The organism is Litoribrevibacter euphylliae (assembly GCF_042646085.1).
GTDB classification, from domain to species: Bacteria; Pseudomonadota; Gammaproteobacteria; order Pseudomonadales; family Litoribrevibacteraceae; genus Litoribrevibacter; species Litoribrevibacter euphylliae.
On the sequence record NZ_JBHRSZ010000002.1, the window covers coordinates 390,795 to 412,704 of the forward strand.

Sequence of the window (21,910 nt, forward strand, 5' to 3'; positions counted from 1 at the left end):
CAGGAAATAAATAACGTTCAAAGAGTACTGCGATTTATTGAGAATTACATGTCTGATAGAAATCCAAAAGAACATTCCGGTATTTCTGTAAATTGAAGGTCGCAATATGCAGGCCTGAAGAGTCGACCCATGACAGTTGTTCAAAATGCCTGCTAAGTGCGACACCTTGATCATAAGGAATCACCTGATCATTCGGCGAATGGAATTGCAGAACAGGCATCTTAAGTTTATCTGCATAATCCTCTGGTTCTAAATCCGAAGGCAACAACCAACTGGCCGGATAAGCAAAAAGCCAAAATAACCAAGAGCGTTGAAAGCTGATTCTCGCCATATCCTGAAACGAACCAAACCCGGCATCTAACACCACACAATCCGGTTGTGATTCCATATTCGCGATGGCCATAACTGACAAGGCGGCACCAATGCTCTGCCCTAAAACATAAATGGGTTTGTTATCAACAGACGCTCTTCGTTGCATCCATTCATAGGATACTTGCATATCTGAAAGCACATCCGGCAAAACAGGCACCCCGGATGATTTACCAAACCCACGATAATCAACCAGAAAAACTTCATAACCCGCTTTAGGCAGCCAATGAACACTACCAAAATGCGTACTGATATTTTCTGCATTACCATGAAAGAAAACGATACGACCTTTAAGCTCGCCTTCCGCATGAAACAGCCAGTTCTCTAACTGAACACCATCTGGCGTTTCAAGCGTGACCGCTTCATAAGAAATGCCATAATCTTTAGGATCATTAAAGTATTGAGTGCTGGGATGGAAATAGAGTGTCGTTAAAGAACGACACCCTGATAATAAAGTAAAAATCAGAACGATAAGAATAAGTGGGAAATGCCGACTCTTTTTCATCATAAGCTCATCCTTTGAATCCGTTCAAAGCACCGTTAACAAGTACCGTTAATTGGCGGATATTCCAGTATTTCCAGTCACTGATTAAAAGTAATAACGATAGCCAGCAAACACTTCACCAAAAGATTCATCATTGTGCCATTCATAACCTAACGAGAATCTCAGCGCATGGTTTACATTAAGATTAATATTTTGTTCAAAAGAAGCCTTGGTTCGGTATTGACCATTCAAAAATTTATAGCCACTTACATCCAATTTTTGAGCACCGAACGAAGGATTATTCAATAATCCAACTGCTGCACCAAACGCCGGTTCAACGAAGTATTCAAAATCTTGATTATGCTCCGCCCTTGCCGTTGCTAATCCATAGAAGGCCATATCATCGGTTACTTCATAGGTATGACCAACACCACCGTTCACTTGAACCACACCGGTATCATCGTTCTCACTATAAACTCGTTCATAGCCCACATTAACTCGCCAGGAAAGCGGCGTTAGAAAACGATTACGTTTAGAAATGGAATTAATATCCAATAATTCAAAACGATTTACCTTCAATCCTGCGTCTTGGTAATACCTTAGTTCCGTATTCGCAAATAAAATCTGAGCACCGCGAATGTATCCCTGCTCATTATCAAGCAAGTCATGATAATTCACTCGAAAACTGAACTGCTGATAAAAGTCGTCATTTCTTTCACCAATCCCATACGTAATCAAACTGGTTTCATGACCCGTTTCAGGCGATGCAGGCTCTGCAACTTCCAACTTTTCAGACGGCAGCTTATTCAATGCAAGCAGCAATCGATGACTTCTGCGAGCCATCTCCTTACTTCTCTGAATTTTTCTTTGCTCATATCTCAAAAAGCTATACGCCAACTGGACTACATCCGCTTTTTCTTTATCTTCAAGCGCTAAAAACTCCGACGATTCCATCACTTGAATATCATCCGCAAGCGCACGAGCCAACACTTGGCTTTCTTCGGATAAAGCATTAATCCGAGTTCTCAAGACACTGACTTCGGAAGGGCGGAATTTAATATCCTCAACTAACTCTTCCTCAATTACAGCCCGTACGGTATTGGTAGGAATCACAGCATAACTAAAACGCCCCGTCAGGTTTACATCCGGGCGAACCAGCTCTAACAACGCTAATAAACGGAACGAACAGTTTTCGTCTAAAAAGAAATAATCGAAATTAATGTCTTTTAATTCCCAAACGTGCTGAAGAATCAAATCTACTTCTTCCGGCGTCAGGTTAAGTTTGTATTCCCACATGTCTCGGTTTTCCATGCGGTTATATTCTTTGATTTTTTCAAAGTAACGCATCATGTTATAAACACCGGGATAACCTCCGGCAAGCCCATGGTACGCAAAGAAAATAGAGTTATCGTCGTTATTAATATTTGCACCAAAATTAAGTGCATACGACAACCAATCCGAACCTTCCTCAATGTCTTTAGGGTCAAACCTCAACAATGTATGGCCGAACATAGAAGACGGACTGTTAAGCGTACTCGCAGGAAATACCAGCGAAACAGAATGCGCATTTACTTCACTGCGCCATTGAGCGTAATCCTTACATTTCACTGCGGGTAAACGTTCAGAATCAATAGATAACTTTTCTGAAAGCCACTGATAACGATAAATGAATCGACATTGGGCCTGCTCTTCGCCCTGCTCTTTGGTAGAAAAAATCTGCTCTATGGTTGCCAGAAGTTCACTTTCACTGTTGCTATCACCGTCTTCCGCATAGAAGAAATCAGGATCATCCACGTAACTGCTATAACCTGAAGCTGACCAAGAATCTTCATGATAGTGCAACAAGGCCCACCAGGTTTTTTCATCAGCAAGCTTCAAGCGTAGGGCCTGCCTTTGTAATTCTTTAACGTATTGATTTGTTTCTGAAATATTGTTGTTTGCGTGCAAATTAAAACTAAGTAAAACACCCAGCAGAAGAACTATTAAATGGTGCATATATAGGAACTAATGATTTAAGGAATAAGGAGGGGAAAACAGAATAAAGATAGGGAAAGAATAATCAACATAAAGAATGCCTACGAGAGGCATTCTTTATTAACACAAATTAAGCAGCGTACTTGCTTAAACGAGTGTCAGCTTTCATAACGTCAAGAACAGCAGCCATTGCTTGGTCAGCTGTAACTTCTTCGCTTGGGAAAATTACTGCGAAGTTTTCATGCATCACTGCATCAAAAGTAGCACGATCTTGAGCTTCAATGTTAAGAGCTACAGCAACAGTACGAAGTGCATCGCCATGACCACGAGCTACGTCTTCAGAAAACTCGTCCATGATAGCACCAAGGTCGATCATTGGCTTACCACCGTATGTCAATGTACCGTCAGCAGAACAGCCGTTAGTACCAGAAGTCATACCGAATGAAGCATTACCTGATGTACCGTTAGTTGTAGAAGCAAGAACATGCATAGGTAGACCAGACTGGCCTTCAAACAACATGTTACCCCAACCACAGCTATCGCCACCTGGTACAACTGCTGAAGCTTGGAAAGACGCTGCCAATAGACCTGCTGCCAATAAAGACTTTTTCATAGTAATTCCTCTTACTAACTAAATCTATGCGCGGAAAAATTCGTCACATAGAATTTCAAATTTTGATTCTAGCCCTTTCTACTTTAGATGAGATCTCACAATGAGCGAGATTATCTTTGTTTCAAAAAGTAAACACTCGTTTAAGAACCGGATTCCATTTTTAGAATTCATAAATCCAAATGAACACTAATATAACTCAGAAATTACAACCTCGTTTCAACAAGGTTACAAGTACGGAGCAAGGCCGATTAAAATAAAAGTTGATCCTCAAATCAAGATTTTTTTATTAGAAAACTGGTATTTGGTTAACAAAAGCCATCATTAAAATCAGTCCAGCAGTCAGATCCTCAACAAAAAGGGCCACCTAATGGCAGCCCTCTGTAGATTTAGATCGACAGAAAATATCAATCAAGACACTAAAATCGAACCTTTCATATAAAGTACAGCTCCACCTTTTAAAGTAACGTTTTCATCACTCACGACACAAACAAGGTTTCCTTCCCTTGCAGATACCTGCCTTGCTGTTAGTTCGCTCTTACCTAATTTCTCTGCCCAAAATGGCGCTGAAACACAATGAGCCGAGCCGGTCACTGGGTCTTCATTAATCCCAAACGCAGGCGCAAAGTAGCGTGATACAAAATCTACATTCTTACCAGGCGCTGTAACTATCGCACCCCGTCGATCCAACTGAGCTAATACGGAAAAGTCAGGATTTAAAGCAAGAACATCGTCTTCTGAAGGAAGCACTACCAAATAGTCATCGGAAACGAGCGCTTCAGAAACATCTATTTTCAAACCTTCAGTAAGTGCTGCAGGAATCTCGCTCACAGCTTCCGGCTTCAGATTTGGAAACGTCATGCTATAACCTGAAGCTTCTTTCACTACGGTGAGAGGGCCTTTGAATTTGGTCTGAAACGTAATTTGATCATCAGCAAAGCCCATTTCTTCAAAAAGTACATGTGCCGTTGCTAGTGTTGCGTGACCACATAGCTCAACTTCACAGGTTGGCGTAAACCAACGTAGCAACAACTCACCCTCTTCCGTCATGGCAAAGAAGGCGGTTTCTGCCAAGTTATTTTCTGCAGCAATGTTTTGTAGTACTGCATCATCAAGCCATTCAGTCAGAGGAACGACAGCAGCAGGATTTCCTTTGAACAACTCAGAGGTAAAGGCATCAACCTGATAAATCGTCAACCAATTACTCATTTGTTATTCCCCTAACGTTGCGACCATAACGGCTTTAATTGTATGCATCCGGTTTTCTGCTTGATCGAACACGATAGAGTGTCTCGATTCAAAAACCTCTTCGGTGACTTCCATACCATCAAGACCAAACTTCTGATAGATCTCTTCACCTACTTTGGTTTCACGATTATGAAAGGCAGGAAGACAATGCATAAATTTAACGTCAGGATTTCCGGTTTGCTCTATCACTTGCTGATTGATTTGATACGGTTTCAATAAGGTAATACGCTCATCCCAAACGGATTCAGGCTCACCCATAGAAACCCATACATCGGTGTAAAGGAAATCAGCGCCTTTTACCCCTTCTTCCACATCTTCTGTGAGAAGAATCTTAGCACCGGATTGTTTCGCAATTTTCTGGCAGGTTTCCACCAATGACTCCACTGGCTGGCAGCTCTTTGGAGCCGCAATACGGAAATCCAAGCCCATAATAGCCGCACCGACCATCAAAGAATTCGCCATATTATTACGACCGTCACCCAAGTAACAAAAGGTCATCTCATGCAAATCTTTATGGGAGTGTTCTTGCATCGTTAAGAAGTCTGCAAGGATTTGTGTCGGGTGGAACTCATCCGTCAAACCGTTCCAAACCGGCACACCGGCATGCTCTGCTAATTCTTCCACAACCGACTGACCGTAACCACGGTATTGAATGCCATCGTACATGCGCCCTAATACACGAGCAGTGTCTTTCATCGATTCTTTATGACCGATTTGCGAACCGCTTGGCCCAAGATAGGTAACATAAGCGCCTTGATCTTGCGCAGCCACCTCAAATGCACAACGAGTTCGTGTCGACGACTTTTCAAAGATCAACGCAATTTGTTTGCCTTTTAATCGAGGTTGTTCATAACCACCATATTTAGCTGCTTTCAAGTTGGCAGCCAAAGACAACAAAAAACCAATTTCCTCCCGGTTGAAATCCAGAAGCTTTAAAAAGTGTCGATTTCTCAAATTAAATGCCATGCATTCATCTCTTCTATCTAACGGTACACATCGAACAGCCCACAGATTCCGGGCCAAAAGATTACGTTTTGTTACAGGAAACCCCGCACTCTACCTCTTCTTTCCATGAGACTCAATGCCCGCGAATCATCTAACAATTGCACCTATTCACAAGATGGCGGCGTTTTTTACTTATCAAACACGGACAAAATTGTATAATCTTTGCGCGTCTTGTTTGGCCCAAAAAATAAAACTTAGGTAGACAAGCGTCTATACTGGGAATCTTGTGGACATACAGCTACTACATAATGTTACATTCCACAGACCTGAACGACCGATAGCAGAACTATAATAAGGCAAGCATGGTCGTATATAAATCGAGCAGCGCCAGCCCTATCTTCTCTCTGTTGCCATACGCAGTAGTCGCAGAGAAACAACGGCATTGCAATAATATCTAATCTAGTTACTGAACCAAGGATGGATGGCTCAGGCTTTGCTAAACTTAGAAAACTAAGTCCAAGAGAAAACAGGGATGAACTGGTTTAACAACCTAAAAATTCGCTACAAGCTCGCCCTTATCGTATTGCTACCCAGCATTACGCTTTTGGCCTTTTCAATTAAGGCGATTCAGGAAAGGTACAGCGTCTACCAAGACTTTTCGACTACAGCCACTGACTTTCATGCGATTGATTACATTTATTCCATTGTTAGCGGCCTGCAAACCGAACGAACCTTAAGCCGGGCCTATCAAGTCACACAACAAGGCAACTACCAAGAAGCACTCTTAAGACACAGAAAAGTAGTCGATAATGCGATTCATCAGCTGGAGCAATTTGTTAAACGCAGCGAAATCAGTCAACGTTTTAAAGACCCCAGAAGCCTGGACGCGGATCAGCGAATCAATGATCCGGTGAATGACCTCAATCAACTGCTCTTTGACTTAGAGTCGATTAGAGATGTACGCGCAGGTTTTGATAACAAAAACCCGAATTCAGACTACTTCTACTTTTTCTCCGACATTATTCAAACGGCGCTTTATCTGGTTAAGGCCATCACCTCCACCAACCATGACCTGTCGGTTCTGCAAAAAACCAATGTATCCAATCTTCTTGCTCGCATCGAAGAACAGGTAAGCTTAGAAACCGCTCATGGTTTAACCTTCATGAACTCGCCAGAGCAAAACTACGATGAGAACAAATTTCTCCAGACCAATATGCTGGTGCAGAATGCTCTCTACGATGATTTCCATTTTGAGCTAGCAACCGAAAAACAAAAGAACATGCTTTATGGCAGTGAGAGTCAAACGACCTCTCATAGGATTAACGAACTCAGAGACCAGATGCTGAACATGCCGTCCAAGCTGGAAATCATTCAACAGCTTGAGCACATTTTTCAAACTCGATCGTGGTACAACTTATGTCAACTGGCTCAAGAAGGCAGTGAGGTTTCACCTTTGATTCGCTCCAGTAGCAGTCGCATCACCATCCTCCTGGATAAATACCGTTTTCTGTCGAAAACTAAAGAAGTAGAGCGAACACCTCTTTCGAGTCTAAATAAGCTGCTTAATGGCTGTCATACCATTGAAAACACGAATGATGCAGACGCCTGGATTTCAGAACTAAAAAGCAGTTTAGCAACCTTACAAGCTGCCGCGCTGACCTTTGAATCCAATGAATGGTATGAACTTTCAAAGCAGAAGAGTGCTCATATTCACAACATTCGACAGATCATCAGCCAACAAGCACTCAGTGAAATTATCGACCTGTCAGACAGCGCACGCCACCAGCTTGTTCGCTACATTATCGTAACCTTACTCGCCATTATCGGATCCCTTTGGTTAGGTTATCTTCTTGTTTCCAGAGCATCTAGCACCTTGGGATCAATCAACAAAACACTATCGAGTTACGCCAAAAGCGGGCACTTCTCGAACAAAGTTACCGTATATGGCAACGACGAAATCAGTGAAGTGGCTCTGCATCTGAATCAGGTCATCGATGAACGTGAATCCATGAATATCGCACTGGAACACAGCGAAACCAAATTCATCGAAGTGTGCCATACGTCCAGCGAACCTATCTTCCTCATTCGAGATCATGAAGTCATTGATTTCAACCACTCCGGCGCTCAACTCCTAAAAGCCAGCGAAGACAACATTACGGGAATTAATTTAGGTCAATTGTTGATTGCACCGCATCAGAATGAACAGGAGCGAATTAAAGAGCTCAATCAATTAATCGACGATGCCTCGAATAACGGTTCTTCTCATAAGGAGTTAAACTTCCTGGCGCCAAATCAAGATGAAATCTCCATCATTGATCTTTCCCTGATCTCTATGGTGTTCCAAGGCGAAAATATTATCTATTGCGTGTGTAAGGACATCACAGCACAGAAACGCGCTGAGAAAGCACTGATTGAATCCAAACGTGCCGCCGAAGCAGCGAATAAAACCAAGAGTATGTTCCTGGCCAATATGTCTCACGAGTTAAGAACGCCAATGAACGGCATTCTTGGCATGGCCTCTTTGCTTCAGAAAACAGAATTGAATTCAGAACAAAACGAATACGTCTCTACCATCAACAATTCTGCATCTACTCTGCTCAATATCCTGAATGACATTCTGGATTTCTCTAAAATTGAGGCAGGAAAACTTCAGATTGAGATTCTTCCCTTCAGTCTGGTCAAACTGGTTGAAGACGTTACCTCACTGCTTAATGTCAAAGCCTCTGAAAAAGGCATCAGTCTGGATACTCGCATCCAGCCGGATCTACCTATCGAGCTGATTGGTGATTACGTTCGAATCAAGCAGATCATTCTAAACCTTTGCTCGAATGCGATTAAATTCACCGAAGAAGGTCATGTAATGATCCATGTTAAACGTGATGCTTCGGTACAGGTGCGCCCACTGTCGAACAAGGTGCCTCTGGTCATTGAAGTCGTAGATACAGGGCATGGCATTAACAATCAGAAGCTCAACGATATTTTCCGGGTATTTACGCAAGAAGACAGTTCAACAACACGTCGATTTGGCGGCACCGGCCTTGGTTTAACCATCTCCAGACAGCTCGCTGAGCTTATGGGCGGAAAGATTTCTGTAGAAAGCACCAAAGGTCACGGCTCCACCTTTAGTCTACATTTGCCGCTTGCGGCTCCCAAAGGCTCTGCCTCTCTGTTCTCCAGGGGATTACTGCAAGGTCAGCACGTTTGCTTAGCCTGTCATGATGACAATGAACAAGAATCCTTGCGTGAAATTTTCAGACATTATGGTGCCAGCGTTCATACCGCACATAACAACGAACAGCTTGATCAGCTCTTCCAACGTCAAGACGAGGTATCCGAAGCCATATCCTTGATTCATATCTCAGATGATTTTGACTATCAATGTATTAACACCAAGCTGAAAGAACTCGCCCAATTACTAAGCGCCACCAGGATTATTTTTGCCAACAGTGCCCAAAATGATGTCTTGCCAGAATCTCTCGAAGCCACTTTATTTGACGGCTGTTACTCCAAAATCTATCGCTACAGCATTCTGGAACCCATGCTCAACCGTCTGCATGTACAAGACTTTGGCAGCACGCAACTTCTGACGAAAGCAGATCTGATCGAAGCAGAGAACAACACCAATCTCAATGGCAATGAGCATGATGTTAACTTCGCCATTTCAGTCTTATTAGTTGAAGACAACCCTGTCAATCAAAGGGTTGCTACCCGTATCCTTGAAAAACTCGGCTGTACCGTTGATTTAGCAGAAGACGGCACGAAAGCCTTGGAAATGTTCCACCATAACTACGATGTCATCCTGATGGACTGTCAAATGCCCGTTATGGATGGTTTTGAAGCGACACGAAATATCAGAGCCAAAGAAGCCCTACTTGGCGGCAAGAATCTAATTATCGCGCTCACAGCTAACACCATCGAGGGTGATAAACGTAAATGCATAGAAGCCGGCATGGACGACTTCATTCCAAAGCCAGTCACCATGAATGCGCTGCAAGAATTGTTAGGAAAGTACTTTAATCACCAGGAAGAGAAAGTACCCAGCGAAGTCTAACCCTTGAGTTCAAAGGGAAGAATCTGTGAGAACGCCCAAGCTGAGATTACCTCAGAATTGAGCTTAGTCAGATCCGTTGAATAAAACACTTTATGATCAGAGCAGCCCTCTGCTCGATGCGGATCTGCCTTACTATCAAGCTTTAATAAGAAAGACACTCGACGTGCAATTGCCTGTCCAGAATCAACCCAGCTTACCGACCAATCTGCAGCTTGTCCCAATTCCTCTTTTAACAAGGGAAAATGAGTGCACCCCAGCACCACTGTATCGACTTGAGCTTCTTTCAGCGGGTATAGAATCTGCTGTAACTCATAAATATCAATCACTTCCCCTGCAAGCTTCTGCTCTGCTAACTCCACTAATCGAGCTGAACCAACCAACGTAATTTCATTATCCTGACCAAAGTCATTAATGAGATTACGAGTGTATTCCCGAGTTACAGTTCCCTCTGTCGCCAGTACCCCTACACGCTTTGACGACGACAAAGCACAAGCAGGCTTAATTGCAGGCACTACGCCCACAAACGGCATATCAAAACGAGCACGCAAAGCTTCCAATACCACGGTACTGGCCGTATTGCAGGCAATGACCGCAAGATCATAAGGTGAATCAGTTGGGGATTTGTTAATTGCGTGCTGAATCAGAGATGAGACTCGAGCAATTAACTCAGAAGGGGATTTTGTACCGTAGGGAAAAAACGCATGATCCGCCAGATAATCAATATGAGCACCGGACACAACCTGAGAGATCTCTTGTAGAACACTAAGACCGCCAACACCAGAGTCCAAAATCAATATGCGAGGACATGTCATCTAACAGACCTTTTAGTCACTATCTAGCAAGCACAAGGATCAAACACTCAAGGATAAATACTTTAAAGCCGTTACCACTCAAGCACTTCTTTAACAAACGGACGTGTCAATTTACGTTTTGCGGACAAACTTGCGAAGTCCAAACGATCTAATGTTTCCAATAACTCAGGTGCAGAGCGTCGCGCTCTGGAGACAATGTAGTCCGCGACTTCCTCCGACATCTCTAAACCACGTTTATTAGCGTGATCGATCAATAAGTCACGTGCATCCAGCTCTGACAAACTCTCAATCTTAAAGGTTAGCCCCCAACTGAACCGGGATTTCAGATCCGCTAACTCCAAAGGTATTTGCAGCGCCGATTCATCACTGGATACAACGAGACAATGCCCGCGATCTCTCAGCTTATTGAAAAGATGGAATATACCAATTTGCCAATGCTTATTGCCTTTTAAGCAATTGACGTCATCCAGACACACCAACTTCATGTTTTCCAGCCCCTGTAAGACTTCTGGGCCGTACTTCAAAAGCTCTGGTAGAGGGAGATAGACACAATCAACTTTATGCGCGCCGACATGATTGCACAGCGCTTGCAACAAATGAGTCTTACCTACCCCTTGAGCACCCCAAAGGTAGAAATTGGTTTCAAAAGGCGACTGAGCAACAATGCTTTCAGACAAACGTAATAAAGCATCGACTACGGCTGAGTTATCACCCGCCCAAAAGCTTTCAAAGTTCGCTTCAGGCTTCAGCTGAATATCAAGAGGAAGCTGTACTAACTGAGAAACGGTCATTCTCTTCAGATCATCTTTTATTAAGTTAGGAGTTTACTGTCCGGCGTGGTAGAAATGACTACCTTTATAGCCGGAATAAGCAAACCTCAATATTACCATTGCCACTGCAGCAACCGGTAACGCCAGTAACACTCCGGTAAAACCAAAGAGCTGGCCACCCGCCATAATGGCAAAAATCACTGCAACAGGATGCAAGCCAATTTTGTCACCGACCAATACCGGCGTTAGCAGAACACTTTCTAAAACCTGACCTACACCAAATACGATACAAACGTATACCAGCGGCAACCAATCGTGAAACTGGAAAATAGCAGCAACAAGTGCAAAGCCGATTCCGACAATAAAACCTAAATACGGCACTATGCTCGACAGGCCCGCAACCATACCAATTAATAAAGCTAAATCAAGTCCTACGATCCATAATCCAATGGAATAAATGATACCAAGGGCCAACATCACCAATAACTGCCCCTTCAGGAAAGAACCTAAAACTTCGTCACTTTCACGAGCGAGATGGGTAACCGTTCCCTCAAGATTCCTCGGTAACATAGAATGAATGCGCTCGATAATTAAATCCCAGTCCCGCATCAAATAGAAAGACACCACAGGCACCAGCAGTAAATTTGCAGCCCACACCAACATAGAAAACGAAGACACGGTCACTTCTTTTGCGATTGAGGCTAATAACCCACCATGCGTTGATAATTTCTCTTGCACGACGTGGCGGACGCCTTCGGTAGAAAGCCGCTCCAACTCCCACCCCAGATTATTGGTTAACCAAGGCACCAGTACCTGATCAAACCAAATAATGGCATCTGGAATAAAACCACGTAACAACTCAATCTGTCGGATTAAGCTCGGAATAATCAATAACAATGAAAGCACACTGAGCAAGGTAAAAACCGCGAACACCACAGAGACACCCAGGGCTCTAGGCCACTTCCAGGCCTCAAACCGATCCACAATAGGATCACCAAGATAAGCAATCAAAGCCCCCAACAAAAACGGCATCAAAATCGGCTGCAGCAGATAAATAAATACACCCGAAATAAGAGCAATTGCCAAGAAGAACCAACGCTGTGACACCGTCATCATACTGTCCTTAGTACTTAGTATTTGTTTCGTGTTTCTCTGAAATTAGAGGCACTTAATGAGTTTGTTTCATACCCTGAGACTTACGATACCAAGTCACAACATATTCCAAACCACTGTAGATAGTAACGATCAGAGTTAACCAAATTAACGCCGTTGAAATATGCTGACCAGAGAGTTCAAAGGATTGTTCCACCAACAACCACAACACCAATAGAATTTGTAAGAAGGTGCTCATCTTTCCAGCCTTGCTTGGAGACATCATGTAAGGCCCATGCAACCAACGAAAAATGGAAGCACCCGCTATGATCACAATATCCCGAACAACCACCGCCAACATCAACCAAGTAGGAACAATGCCAATTACGGTTAGCACAATATAACTGACCGTCATCAGTAACTTATCCGCGATAGGGTCTAAGATTGCGCCTAAATAGCTCTGCCATTGATATCGTCGAGCAAGAAAACCATCCAACCCATCGGTAAATCCAGCAAAACTAAAGGTCACCAACGCCGCAAAAAATTGTTGTTGATAGATAAACCAAGCGACTGGTGCCACAAGTAAACACCGTAATATGGTCAATGCATTTGGAATCCAACTTAAACCAACGCTACTCATAAACTCACTAATTACCTAAACAATTAATTCGGACTAGCCTTCAATCAAGAATTCCGATTCACCCTCAGAAGGTATTTCTTCGGCAGCTTCACTGTCTGAAGACTCACCATCTAAGAATTGGGCGTCTGACGCATTATAAACTTCAGCGCCGTCTTGTTCTTTCAGATGCAATTGCTCACTTTGATATTGATAGTAGAGATTTACGATCTGCTCTGACTTAATTTCAGATTCAGTTTCAACCTCACCAACAGCAACATTATCTGCAGGCACTGGTTCAGTGGATACATCAGGCACCTGATCATCTACTTTAATAAGCTCCAATAAGTAGTCCTTATTTGACAGCACTACTTGTAACAATTGCTCATCGCCCAGGATTTTCAACTTTAGTTGAACATCATTGCCATTCAATGAGACAGGTATGACATCTTTTACCATTAAAATCGACGACAGATCAGCCATCATATAATGCAGTTGATCGTATTTAGAAACCGAAGCTACATCCAGTAGAACTTCACGCTGATCGTTTGGGTCCACCTGCAGCGCATAGTGTTCAGCCATTATATTCATGGCATTATTAAGCACCAATGATAACGCTTGCGCTTCCGACTCTGCCGTACCTTGGTAGGGCACAGAGGCATTCGGCATATTCATTACCGCATCAAATTGCCAGGTTTCTTCAGAACTTGGGAAAATACGTGCAGCAAGACTGTTCTTTAATTGATAGGCCAAACTGGCTTGCTTAATTTCTTCCTGAAAAAGCCCCCAGAGTGCGGAGGTAGAAAGAAGCTCACGATCTTCGTCATCATAGACAGGGAATTTCAAATTAATTCCCCTACCACGAGCTTGGTATGTTAGCGATGATTTATATTTCTCAGGCGTTACTTCGTTTGAAGTCAAAACCCTTCTGAGTCCATCTTGTGACTCATAGGCAACCCATACCATCAAATCCGGCCTTGGCATCGGCCAAATCGGTGCGCCAGCATTGAATAAGGCAGACTCTACCGCCTTATGATCGAATCTCAATCGTAAACGCCACTTTGCTTGTTTACTCTGCTCAAATTCAGACACGATCTCCAAATCAGATTCAGCCAGTGGCTCATAGCGAAATTCGAGTAAAAATTTATCAGGCTGGGCCATTAATTGAGCCACTTGAGGAAGCTCTGAAACCGCCGAATTTCCTGACATCATAGTCAGGTATTCAACAAAAGCACTGCGAACCGCAACCTTAAATTCACTCTGTTGCTGGCTGACTACTTTCCGAATTACTGCTTGTGAGCCTAAATCCTGAGCAAAGACCGTGGAAAAAGAAGCACAAAAAGCACAAAGAAAAACTAAAAAAACCTTATAAATCTTATACATAGACAATGCTTCCATGCTCTTACAATATTTATCTTGGTCGTCCTTACGGGTGCTGATAAAATAGCGCCCCATTCAAGTGAGCTGAAACCATATCAAATGGTCCCAATGAATTGGACTATTGAATTGAATTTTAATGCGGGGCAATTGTAATACATAAGATGAGCCTAGTCTCATACCTCGTATAGATTAATCTCGATTCTCTAATCGAATCATCAGACTCAAAGAAAAAGTCTTTCCAAACACACTTTTATGATCGGGCGAGAACACATGACAGATCAGACATCCATTAGCTATAAAGACGCGGGCGTTGATATTGACGCGGGCAATGCATTGGTAGAGCGAATTAAAGGCGTTGCCAAACGTACCAGTCGTCCTGGCGTAATGGCAGGCCTTGGCGGTTTTGGTGCATTATTCGAAATTCCTAAGGGCTACGAAGAACCTGTTCTTGTGTCAGGTACAGATGGCGTGGGTACAAAACTTCGCCTGGCGATGGATTTAAACCTACACAACACCATCGGTATTGATCTGGTTGCAATGTGTGTAAACGACCTTGTAGTAGCCGGCGCAGAACCTTTGTTCTTCCTTGATTACTACGCGACAGGTAAGTTGAACGTTGATGTAGCCGCTTCGGTTGTTGAAGGTATCGGTACAGGTTGTGAACAAGCAGGCGCTGCTTTAGTAGGTGGTGAAACTGCTGAAATGCCAGGTATGTATGAAGGCGAAGATTACGACTTGGCCGGTTTCTGCGTTGGTGTTGTTGAAAAATCAAAAATCATCGACGGTTCTAAAGTAGCTGTTGGCGATACACTGATTGGTCTGCCTTCTTCTGGCCCTCATTCAAACGGCTACTCACTGATCCGTAAGATTCTTGAAGTTAAAAACATCGACATCAACCAAGAATTCGATGGTAAAACCTTGGGCGAAGTACTGCTTGAACCAACACGCATTTACGTAAAACCACTCCTAGCACTTCTTAAAGAAGTAACTGTGAATTCACTTTCGCACATTACTGGTGGCGGCTTGTACGAAAACTTACCTCGCGTACTGCCTGAAAATGCAAAAGCCGTTATTGATGCAAAAAGCTGGAATCGCCCTGCTGTCTTCGATTGGCTACAAGAGCAAGGTAACGTTGAAGACCGTGAAATGCTGCGCACCTTAAACTGCGGCATCGGAATGGTTGTTGTTGTTCCAGCTAATGAAGCAGATAAAGCGGTTGAACTTCTTAAAGCAGAGGGTGAATCACCTGTTGTGATCGGTTCTATCGAAGCTGCGACGGCAGACGAAGAACAGGTTGAAGTTAAAAACCTGTAACAGACTTTCGTTCTGATCGATACCAGGGTTAAAGCATATGTGTTCAAATGCTTTAACCCTTTATTTTTTGAACACTTTCAAACTTAGCTGAATTATAAATACCATGAATGTCGTTGTACTCATCTCTGGGGGCGGAACCAACTTACAGGCCCTGATCGACGGTCAACTGGATAAGACCCTACCGATCACCATTCAATCAGTCATCAGCAATAAAGCCGACGCTTATGGATTAGAGCGAGCAAAACTGGCAGGCATCAACACAGATGTTCTTGATCACAAAGCGTTTGATTCACGAGAAGCCTTTGATCAAGCAATGATTAAAATCATTGATCAGTATAAACCTGAACTTGTGGTACTAGCTGGTTTCATGAGAATTCTGACACCAGAATTTACTCGTCATTATTTAGGAAGAATGATCAACATCCACCCTTCTCTGCTACCAAAGTATCAAGGCTTGCACACACATAAGCGCGCCATTGAAGCTGGTGATAAAGAACACGGTTGCTCTGTTCACTTTGTAACAGAAGAACTGGATGGCGGCCCTGTAGCAATGCAGGCGGTAGTACCTATCGAAAAAAATGACACACCAGAAACCTTAGCCACACGCGTGCTAACACAAGAACACATCATCTTCCCTGAAAGCGTTAAACTCTTTGCAGAGAAACGACTAACCATGGGCGAGAACAGCTCAGTTTTGGATGGCACCGCCCTTCCTGCTCACGGATTACTTATAAACAACTTCAAGTAACCACCATTTGAGCAAGACTTTCAGACATTAAAAAGGGAGCGATCACAGCTCCCTTTTTTTGTTCTAAGCCATCGCTAATCTTAAGAATCCAAACGCCCTTCAAGTAACGCTAGCACCGCCAACTTATAGCCAGTTAACATCAATTCTCGAAGCTCTTCTTTTGGGCGAATCAACAATAGCTTCCTGAAAATGGAATCACCTAGTTCAACCACTGCTTCAGCCATAAGATTCAATACATCATCTTTTTGATCCGGATAACGTCGCTTCAGAAGCCCCACTAACCATCTCGCCAGACGTCGATTATTTGAATCCAACAACTCACGAAAGTCAGGATGAACGTGCATGCTATTCATAATATTGATCATACCAGGGACTTTCTCATAGGCCGTACTCATCGAGAACACGGCTTGCCCCATCAACTCATCCATCGACAACTTATCTAACGATTCCGAAAAGAAAGGCTCGAAATGCGTATCCAGCTGATGCAATTGACGCTCAAATAGAGCGTACAGAATAGACTCTTTGTTCGGAAAGAACTGATAAATCGTACCAATAGGAACACCTACCTTTTCGGCAATAAGATTGGTCGTAATCCAATCGGTACCGCCCGACTCAACCAAGTCAGCAACCGTATCCAGAATACGGTTGTATTTTTGAATGGAACGCGCTTGAGTCGGTTTTTTACGTAGCTGAACTCTAGGAGAAGAAGAATCTTTCATTAGGTTTTCGGAAGCGTCACACCTGTTTGACCTTGGTACTTACCACCACGATCTTTATACGAAGTGTCACAAGGTTCGTCCGACTGTAGGAACAACATCTGAGCCACACCTTCATTGGCATAAATCTTAGCCGGCAAGTTGGTCGTATTAGAAAACTCCAACGTTACATGACCTTCCCACTCAGGCTCCAACGGCGTTACATTCACAATAATGCCACAACGCGCATAGGTGGACTTGCCTAAACAGATAGTCAACACATCACGAGGAATTCGGAAATACTCAACCGTTCTCGCCAATGCAAAGGAGTTTGGCGGAATCACACACACATCATCGACAATATCCACAAAACTCTTTTCATCGAAATTCTTTGGATCTACCGTTGCTGAATGAATATTGGTAAAGACTTTAAACTCATTTGAACAACGAACATCGTAACCATAGCTGGATGTACCATAAGAAATTAAACGATCGTTGTTTGCACCATAGCGCACCTGACCAGGCTCAAACGGCTCAATCATGCCTTGCTCTTGCGCCATGCGACGGATCCACTTATCCGACTTAATTGACATCTATATTCTCCTTTCGGCCTGACAATATGCCCGGCATTAAACTAATTTTGCACATAATACCTGCACGCCCATTAAATGCCTATGAGCGTTACATTTCGGATGATATTAATCATCGCTCATTTGAATAATCGGCATCTCTTCTTGTGCTTGATTCTGTTGAGCCAAACGAGCCATCGCTCGTCGGGCAATGTCGATATACATCATCGCAATCGGACTTTCAGGATCGTCTGCCACATGCGGGCTTCCCGCATCGGCCTTTTCCCGAATACTCAATGACAAAGGCAGTTCGCCAATTAAGGATGTACCAAACTCTTTCGCGATACGATCGCCACCGCCTTCGCCAAAGATCGGCTCTTCATGACCGCACTTAGTACAAATGTGCGTGCTCATATTTTCAATCACCCCCAGCACAGGCACATTCACCTTACGGAACATTTCAATGCCTTTCTTAGCATCCAATAATGCCAAGTCTTGGGGGGTTGTAACGATGACGGCCGCTGTTACCGGTACTTTTTGAGATAACGTCAGCTGAATATCACCCGTTCCTGGCGGAAGATCGATCACCAAGTAATCCAAATCATCCCACAATGTCTGAGTAAGCAATTGCTGAAGCGCACCACTGACCATAGGACCACGCCAAACCATCGGGGTGTTTTCTGTCACCAAAAACGCCATCGACATCACCTGTAAGCCATGCGCTTCAATCGGAAGAAAGAACTTCTCATCCTGAACTTCCGGACGAACACCATCAGCCACACCCAGCATCAACCCTTGACTGGGGCCATAAATATCCGCATCCAACAAACCTACGCGAGCACCTTCATGTTTCAACGCCAACGCCAAATTAGCAGAAGTCGTTGACTTACCAACCCCACCTTTGCCCGACGCAACGGCAATGATGTTTTTAACGCCTTTCAGACCAGGAAGATTGTTCGCTGTTTTTTGTGCCTCAACCTTCCAGTCAACAACGACTTCAACTCGGTGTTCATCAAATTCAGAACTTAATCCACTTTGAAGCAACTGCTGAACACCGCCACCAAAAAACTCAGCAGCGTACGGCAAGGTAAGTTTCACTGTGATCGATTGATCATCAATTTCGATACTGTTCACCGCACCGGCTTCAACATAATTTTGTTCAAGATAAGGATCGGTGATATTGGAGATTACGTCTTCGACTTGAGAACGATCAATCATCTGGATAACTTCCTTCAAAACGGCGTTTCAGGCAACCTCAAGTTCGTTCGGAGAAAGAACTCGAACGAAAGCCACCACACGCATAATAAGATGGCGCGTATTAAACCATAATCAGCACTTTGGATTCACATATTTTTCTGTAAACAGAACACCTCAAAATGAACACGAGAGGTGAAAAACTTCATCAAACCAAGTAATATTGCCCACCACGTTTAAGGCTTATTATCTTTCGCCTATTCAACATTCGGATAATCACACGAACTGATCAACTACTAACGAGCTGAGTTTCAACAATGACCGACGTTCAACCGCGTAAAATTCTTGTAACAAGCGCATTGCCGTATGCCAATGGCCCGATTCATCTGGGTCACCTTCTTGAGTACATTCAGACGGATATCTGGTCTCGTTTCCAGAAATCTCGTGGACATGAGTGTTACTACGTTTGTGCTGATGATGCACACGGCACCGCCATTATGTTACGCGCAGAACGCGAAGGCATTACTCCAGAGCAATTGATTGCCCGCATATCGGAAGAACATCAAGCGGATTTTGCGGACTTCAAAATCAAGTTCGACAACTATCACTCCACGCATTCCGAAGAAAACCGCGAACTGTCTTCTTACATTTATAAGCAATGTCGCGACAATGGCCACATAGCGACTCGCATGATCACTCAGGCCTTCGACCCGGAACAAAACTTGTTCTTGGCAGATCGCTACATTAAAGGCGAATGCCCTAAGTGTGGTGCCGATGATCAATACGGTGATAACTGTGAAGCCTGTGGTGCAACCTATTCACCAGCAGAATTGAAGAACGCCAAGTCTGTAATTTCTGGTGCAACGCCCATTCAAAAAGATTCAGAACACTTCTTCTTCAAACTGACAGATTTCGAAGACTTTTTGAAAGACTGGACCAAAGCCGGCCATCTTCAAGATTCTGTTTCAAACAAGCTTCAAGAATGGTTGGAAGGCGGTCTTCAGGATTGGGATATCAGCCGTGATGCCCCCTATTTCGGTTTTGAAATCCCGGACGCACCAGGTAAGTATTTCTACGTTTGGCTGGACGCACCGATTGGCTACATGGCGAGTTTCAAAAACCTATGCGATCGCGAAGGCATTAACTTCGATGAATTCTGGGCGAAAGACTCGGAAGCCGAGCTTTACCACTTCATCGGTAAAGACATCATCAACTTCCACGCCCTATTTTGGCCTGCGATGTTAAGCTGCTCTGGTTTCCGTACGCCAACCGCTGTGAACGCACACGGTTTCGTTACGGTAGACGGAGCTAAAATGTCGAAGTCTCGTGGCACCTTCATCAAGGCTCGCACCTTCGTTGACCATGTGAACCCAGAAGCACTTCGTTACTACTTCGCCGCAAAACTAGGCAACGGCGTAGACGACTTCGATCTGAACTTTGAAGATTTCGTGCAGCGCGTAAATGCGGACTTGGTAAACAAGTACGTCAACATCGCTTCTCGTTGTGCTCCATTCATCAAAAAAGCTGGCGGCAAACTGTCTGAAAACATTGCCGAACCAGAAATGATGCAGAGCTTCATTGAAGCCGGTGAACAAATTGCTGAATTCTATGAAAACCGCGAATTTGGTAAAGCAACTAAACTGATCATGGAATTGGCGGATCGTGCCAACGAGTACATCCAAACCAAAGAACCATGGGTACTAGCTAAGCAAGAAGGCAAAGAACAAGAAGTTCTGGATATTTGTACTTTAGGCATCAACTTGTTCCGTCAGATCACTATTTATTTAGCACCTGTGCTTCCTGAAATGGCAGAGAAAGTTCAAGCCTTTATGAATCTTGAGACTCTGTCGTGGGAAAGTCGCAAGGAAGTACTGAAAGGTCACAGTATTAATAAATTCAAACCTTTGATGCAACGTGTTGAAGGTGCACAAATCGAGAAAATGAAAGAAGCAACCGTGGCAGATTTAGAAGCAGAACAAGCACTGGCGGCGAACAGCACTACTAAAGCTGCAGAAGAAACCAGCAACAAGCATTGGGAAGACAACCCACTGGCTGAACAAATCACTTTCGATGATTTCGTGAAAGTCGATATGCGCGTTGCCTTGATTGAAAACGCACAACACGTCGAAGGTGCAGGTAAGCTACTTCAGCTAACCCTGGATTTGGGCGGCGAAAAGCGTAATGTCTTCGCCGGCATCAAATCCGCCTACAAACCAGAAGACTTAATTGGCCGTAAGACCATAATGGTCGCTAACCTGGCACCACGTAAGATGAAGTTCGGCGTGTCAGAAGGCATGGTGATGGCTGCAGGCCCTGGTGGTAAAGAGATTTACCTATTCTCACCTGACGAAGGTGCAGAACCAGGTATGCGTGTCTTCTAATTTATTCTTAGATTCTTCTCATACCCACACAAAAAGGTCGGACACGTTCCGGCCTTTTTTTATATCCAAATCACAACGCCTGCTCAACTTTTACTGATTTACTACATTCCTCCGATTGATGCACTAAAAGTCACACGGCAAGGTGAAGCTACGGCAACTCACACCTGAATAAAAATCACTACACAAGGAAAAAACGTGGCCAACCGTCTTAGCTTAGGAAATCATTGGGAGCACTTCATTCAGCAAGAAATTAAAAGTGGTCGATACCTATCTGTATCTGAAGTGCTAAGAGATGCATTAAGAGCCCTTGAAGAAAGAAGATCCAACCATCAAACGCTTGAACCTCTCTCTGGCTTTAGTTCACCCTATTCAAATTCTTCTCGATTTGAAGATCACATGAGCATTGATCACATCATTCACGAATAGTCTTTATCCAAAAATCCGAACTACCAATCAAATATTATCTACTTAGCCGATAAGAATTATAGACAATTTTCTTAATGACAAAGCCATTACAACTTGATTGGCAGAGCCCTGTGCCAGATAATACGCGCGCCTAAGATTCTAGAACTATCATAATTTCTCTGCTTACTTACGTTTTGTTGATCGAGATCGGTACCTATTGCTGACAAAACAGTTATAAGCACTAGCTCTTTGG

Annotated in this window: 18 protein-coding genes; 5 read left to right on the forward strand and 13 right to left on the reverse strand. The window is 43.6% G+C overall.

Translation table 11 applies throughout. From position 1 onward, the window contains the following. Positions 1-34: 34 nt before the first annotated feature. From ACFOEK_RS03530 to argF, 5 genes are all read right to left on the reverse strand, one after another. Entirely contained in the window at positions 35-877 is an 843-nt protein-coding gene (locus ACFOEK_RS03530) for an alpha/beta hydrolase (RefSeq protein WP_386716250.1), read from the reverse strand. A gap of 81 nt (positions 878-958) precedes the next feature. Then, a complete protein-coding gene (locus tag ACFOEK_RS03535) occupies positions 959-2,731 on the reverse strand; it encodes an Lnb N-terminal periplasmic domain-containing protein (protein WP_386716253.1) in 1,773 nt (590 codons plus the stop codon). Between the two features lie 226 nt (positions 2,732-2,957). After that, positions 2,958-3,440: a DUF3015 domain-containing protein gene (locus ACFOEK_RS03540; RefSeq protein ID WP_386716256.1), complete on the reverse strand. Its 483-nt coding sequence runs from the start codon at positions 3,438-3,440 to the stop codon at positions 2,958-2,960. 408 nt (positions 3,441-3,848) lie between these two features. Beyond that, positions 3,849-4,646 carry a PhzF family phenazine biosynthesis protein gene (locus tag ACFOEK_RS03545; protein ID WP_386716259.1) on the reverse strand — a complete coding sequence of 266 codons (798 nt, stop codon included), beginning with the start codon at positions 4,644-4,646 and terminating at the stop codon, positions 3,849-3,851. A gap of 3 nt (positions 4,647-4,649) precedes the next feature. Next, positions 4,650-5,651, reverse strand: a complete 1,002-nt coding sequence (gene argF, locus ACFOEK_RS03550; RefSeq protein WP_386716262.1) for an ornithine carbamoyltransferase — start codon at positions 5,649-5,651, stop codon at positions 4,650-4,652. Positions 5,652-6,162: 511 nt separating this feature from the next. Between argF and ACFOEK_RS03555 the strand changes: the two genes are divergently transcribed. After that, on the forward strand, positions 6,163-9,681 hold the full coding sequence (locus ACFOEK_RS03555) for an ATP-binding protein (protein WP_386716265.1): 3,519 nt from the start codon (positions 6,163-6,165) through the stop codon (positions 9,679-9,681). Here ACFOEK_RS03555 and murI read toward each other — a convergent pair. The 5 genes from murI to ACFOEK_RS03580 all read right to left on the reverse strand — a co-directional run bounded on the left by murI (position 9,678) and on the right by ACFOEK_RS03580 (position 14,354). Continuing rightward, positions 9,678-10,493: a glutamate racemase gene (murI, locus tag ACFOEK_RS03560; RefSeq protein WP_386716268.1), complete on the reverse strand. Its 816-nt coding sequence runs from the start codon at positions 10,491-10,493 to the stop codon at positions 9,678-9,680. The genes ACFOEK_RS03555 and murI overlap by 4 nt on opposite strands. A gap of 71 nt (positions 10,494-10,564) precedes the next feature. Beyond that, on the reverse strand, positions 10,565-11,284 hold the full coding sequence (hda, locus tag ACFOEK_RS03565; protein WP_386716271.1) for a DnaA regulatory inactivator Hda: 720 nt from the start codon (positions 11,282-11,284) through the stop codon (positions 10,565-10,567). Between the two features lie 33 nt (positions 11,285-11,317). After that, on the reverse strand, positions 11,318-12,379 hold the full coding sequence (locus ACFOEK_RS03570) for an AI-2E family transporter (RefSeq protein WP_386716274.1): 1,062 nt from the start codon (positions 12,377-12,379) through the stop codon (positions 11,318-11,320). 52 nt (positions 12,380-12,431) lie between these two features. Beyond that, complete coding sequence (locus ACFOEK_RS03575; protein WP_386716277.1) at positions 12,432-12,995, reverse strand: CDP-alcohol phosphatidyltransferase family protein; 564 nt, start codon at positions 12,993-12,995, stop codon at positions 12,432-12,434. A gap of 33 nt (positions 12,996-13,028) precedes the next feature. Then, positions 13,029-14,354 carry a DUF2066 domain-containing protein gene (locus tag ACFOEK_RS03580; protein WP_386716280.1) on the reverse strand — a complete coding sequence of 442 codons (1,326 nt, stop codon included), beginning with the start codon at positions 14,352-14,354 and terminating at the stop codon, positions 13,029-13,031. Between the two features lie 267 nt (positions 14,355-14,621). Between ACFOEK_RS03580 and purM the strand changes: the two genes are divergently transcribed. Together purM and purN are read left to right on the forward strand one after the other, a co-directional pair. Next, positions 14,622-15,665 carry a phosphoribosylformylglycinamidine cyclo-ligase gene (gene purM, locus ACFOEK_RS03585; RefSeq protein ID WP_386716283.1) on the forward strand — a complete coding sequence of 348 codons (1,044 nt, stop codon included), beginning with the start codon at positions 14,622-14,624 and terminating at the stop codon, positions 15,663-15,665. A 103-nt stretch (positions 15,666-15,768) separates the two neighbouring features. Next, positions 15,769-16,413 carry a phosphoribosylglycinamide formyltransferase gene (gene purN / locus ACFOEK_RS03590; RefSeq protein WP_449280216.1) on the forward strand — a complete coding sequence of 215 codons (645 nt, stop codon included), beginning with the start codon at positions 15,769-15,771 and terminating at the stop codon, positions 16,411-16,413. A gap of 80 nt (positions 16,414-16,493) precedes the next feature. On the opposite strand, the gene ACFOEK_RS03595 is transcribed toward purN, so the two are convergent. The 3 genes from ACFOEK_RS03595 to apbC form a co-directional block, all read right to left on the reverse strand. Next, positions 16,494-17,132 carry a TetR/AcrR family transcriptional regulator gene (locus tag ACFOEK_RS03595; RefSeq protein WP_386716285.1) on the reverse strand — a complete coding sequence of 213 codons (639 nt, stop codon included), beginning with the start codon at positions 17,130-17,132 and terminating at the stop codon, positions 16,494-16,496. After that, entirely contained in the window at positions 17,132-17,701 is a 570-nt protein-coding gene (gene dcd / locus ACFOEK_RS03600; RefSeq protein WP_386716288.1) for a dCTP deaminase, read from the reverse strand. The genes ACFOEK_RS03595 and dcd overlap by 1 nt, the downstream gene beginning before the upstream one ends. A gap of 105 nt (positions 17,702-17,806) precedes the next feature. Next, positions 17,807-18,895: an iron-sulfur cluster carrier protein ApbC gene (gene apbC, locus ACFOEK_RS03605; RefSeq protein ID WP_386716291.1), complete on the reverse strand. Its 1,089-nt coding sequence runs from the start codon at positions 18,893-18,895 to the stop codon at positions 17,807-17,809. A gap of 293 nt (positions 18,896-19,188) precedes the next feature. Between apbC and metG the strand changes: the two genes are divergently transcribed. Together metG and ACFOEK_RS03615 are read left to right on the forward strand one after the other, a co-directional pair. Beyond that, positions 19,189-21,252: a methionine--tRNA ligase gene (gene metG / locus ACFOEK_RS03610; RefSeq protein ID WP_386716294.1), complete on the forward strand. Its 2,064-nt coding sequence runs from the start codon at positions 19,189-19,191 to the stop codon at positions 21,250-21,252. Positions 21,253-21,447: 195 nt separating this feature from the next. Further along, positions 21,448-21,678, forward strand: coding sequence for a type II toxin-antitoxin system ParD family antitoxin (locus ACFOEK_RS03615; RefSeq protein WP_386716297.1), 231 nt, complete (start codon positions 21,448-21,450; stop codon positions 21,676-21,678). Positions 21,679-21,910: the final 232 nt, after the last annotated feature.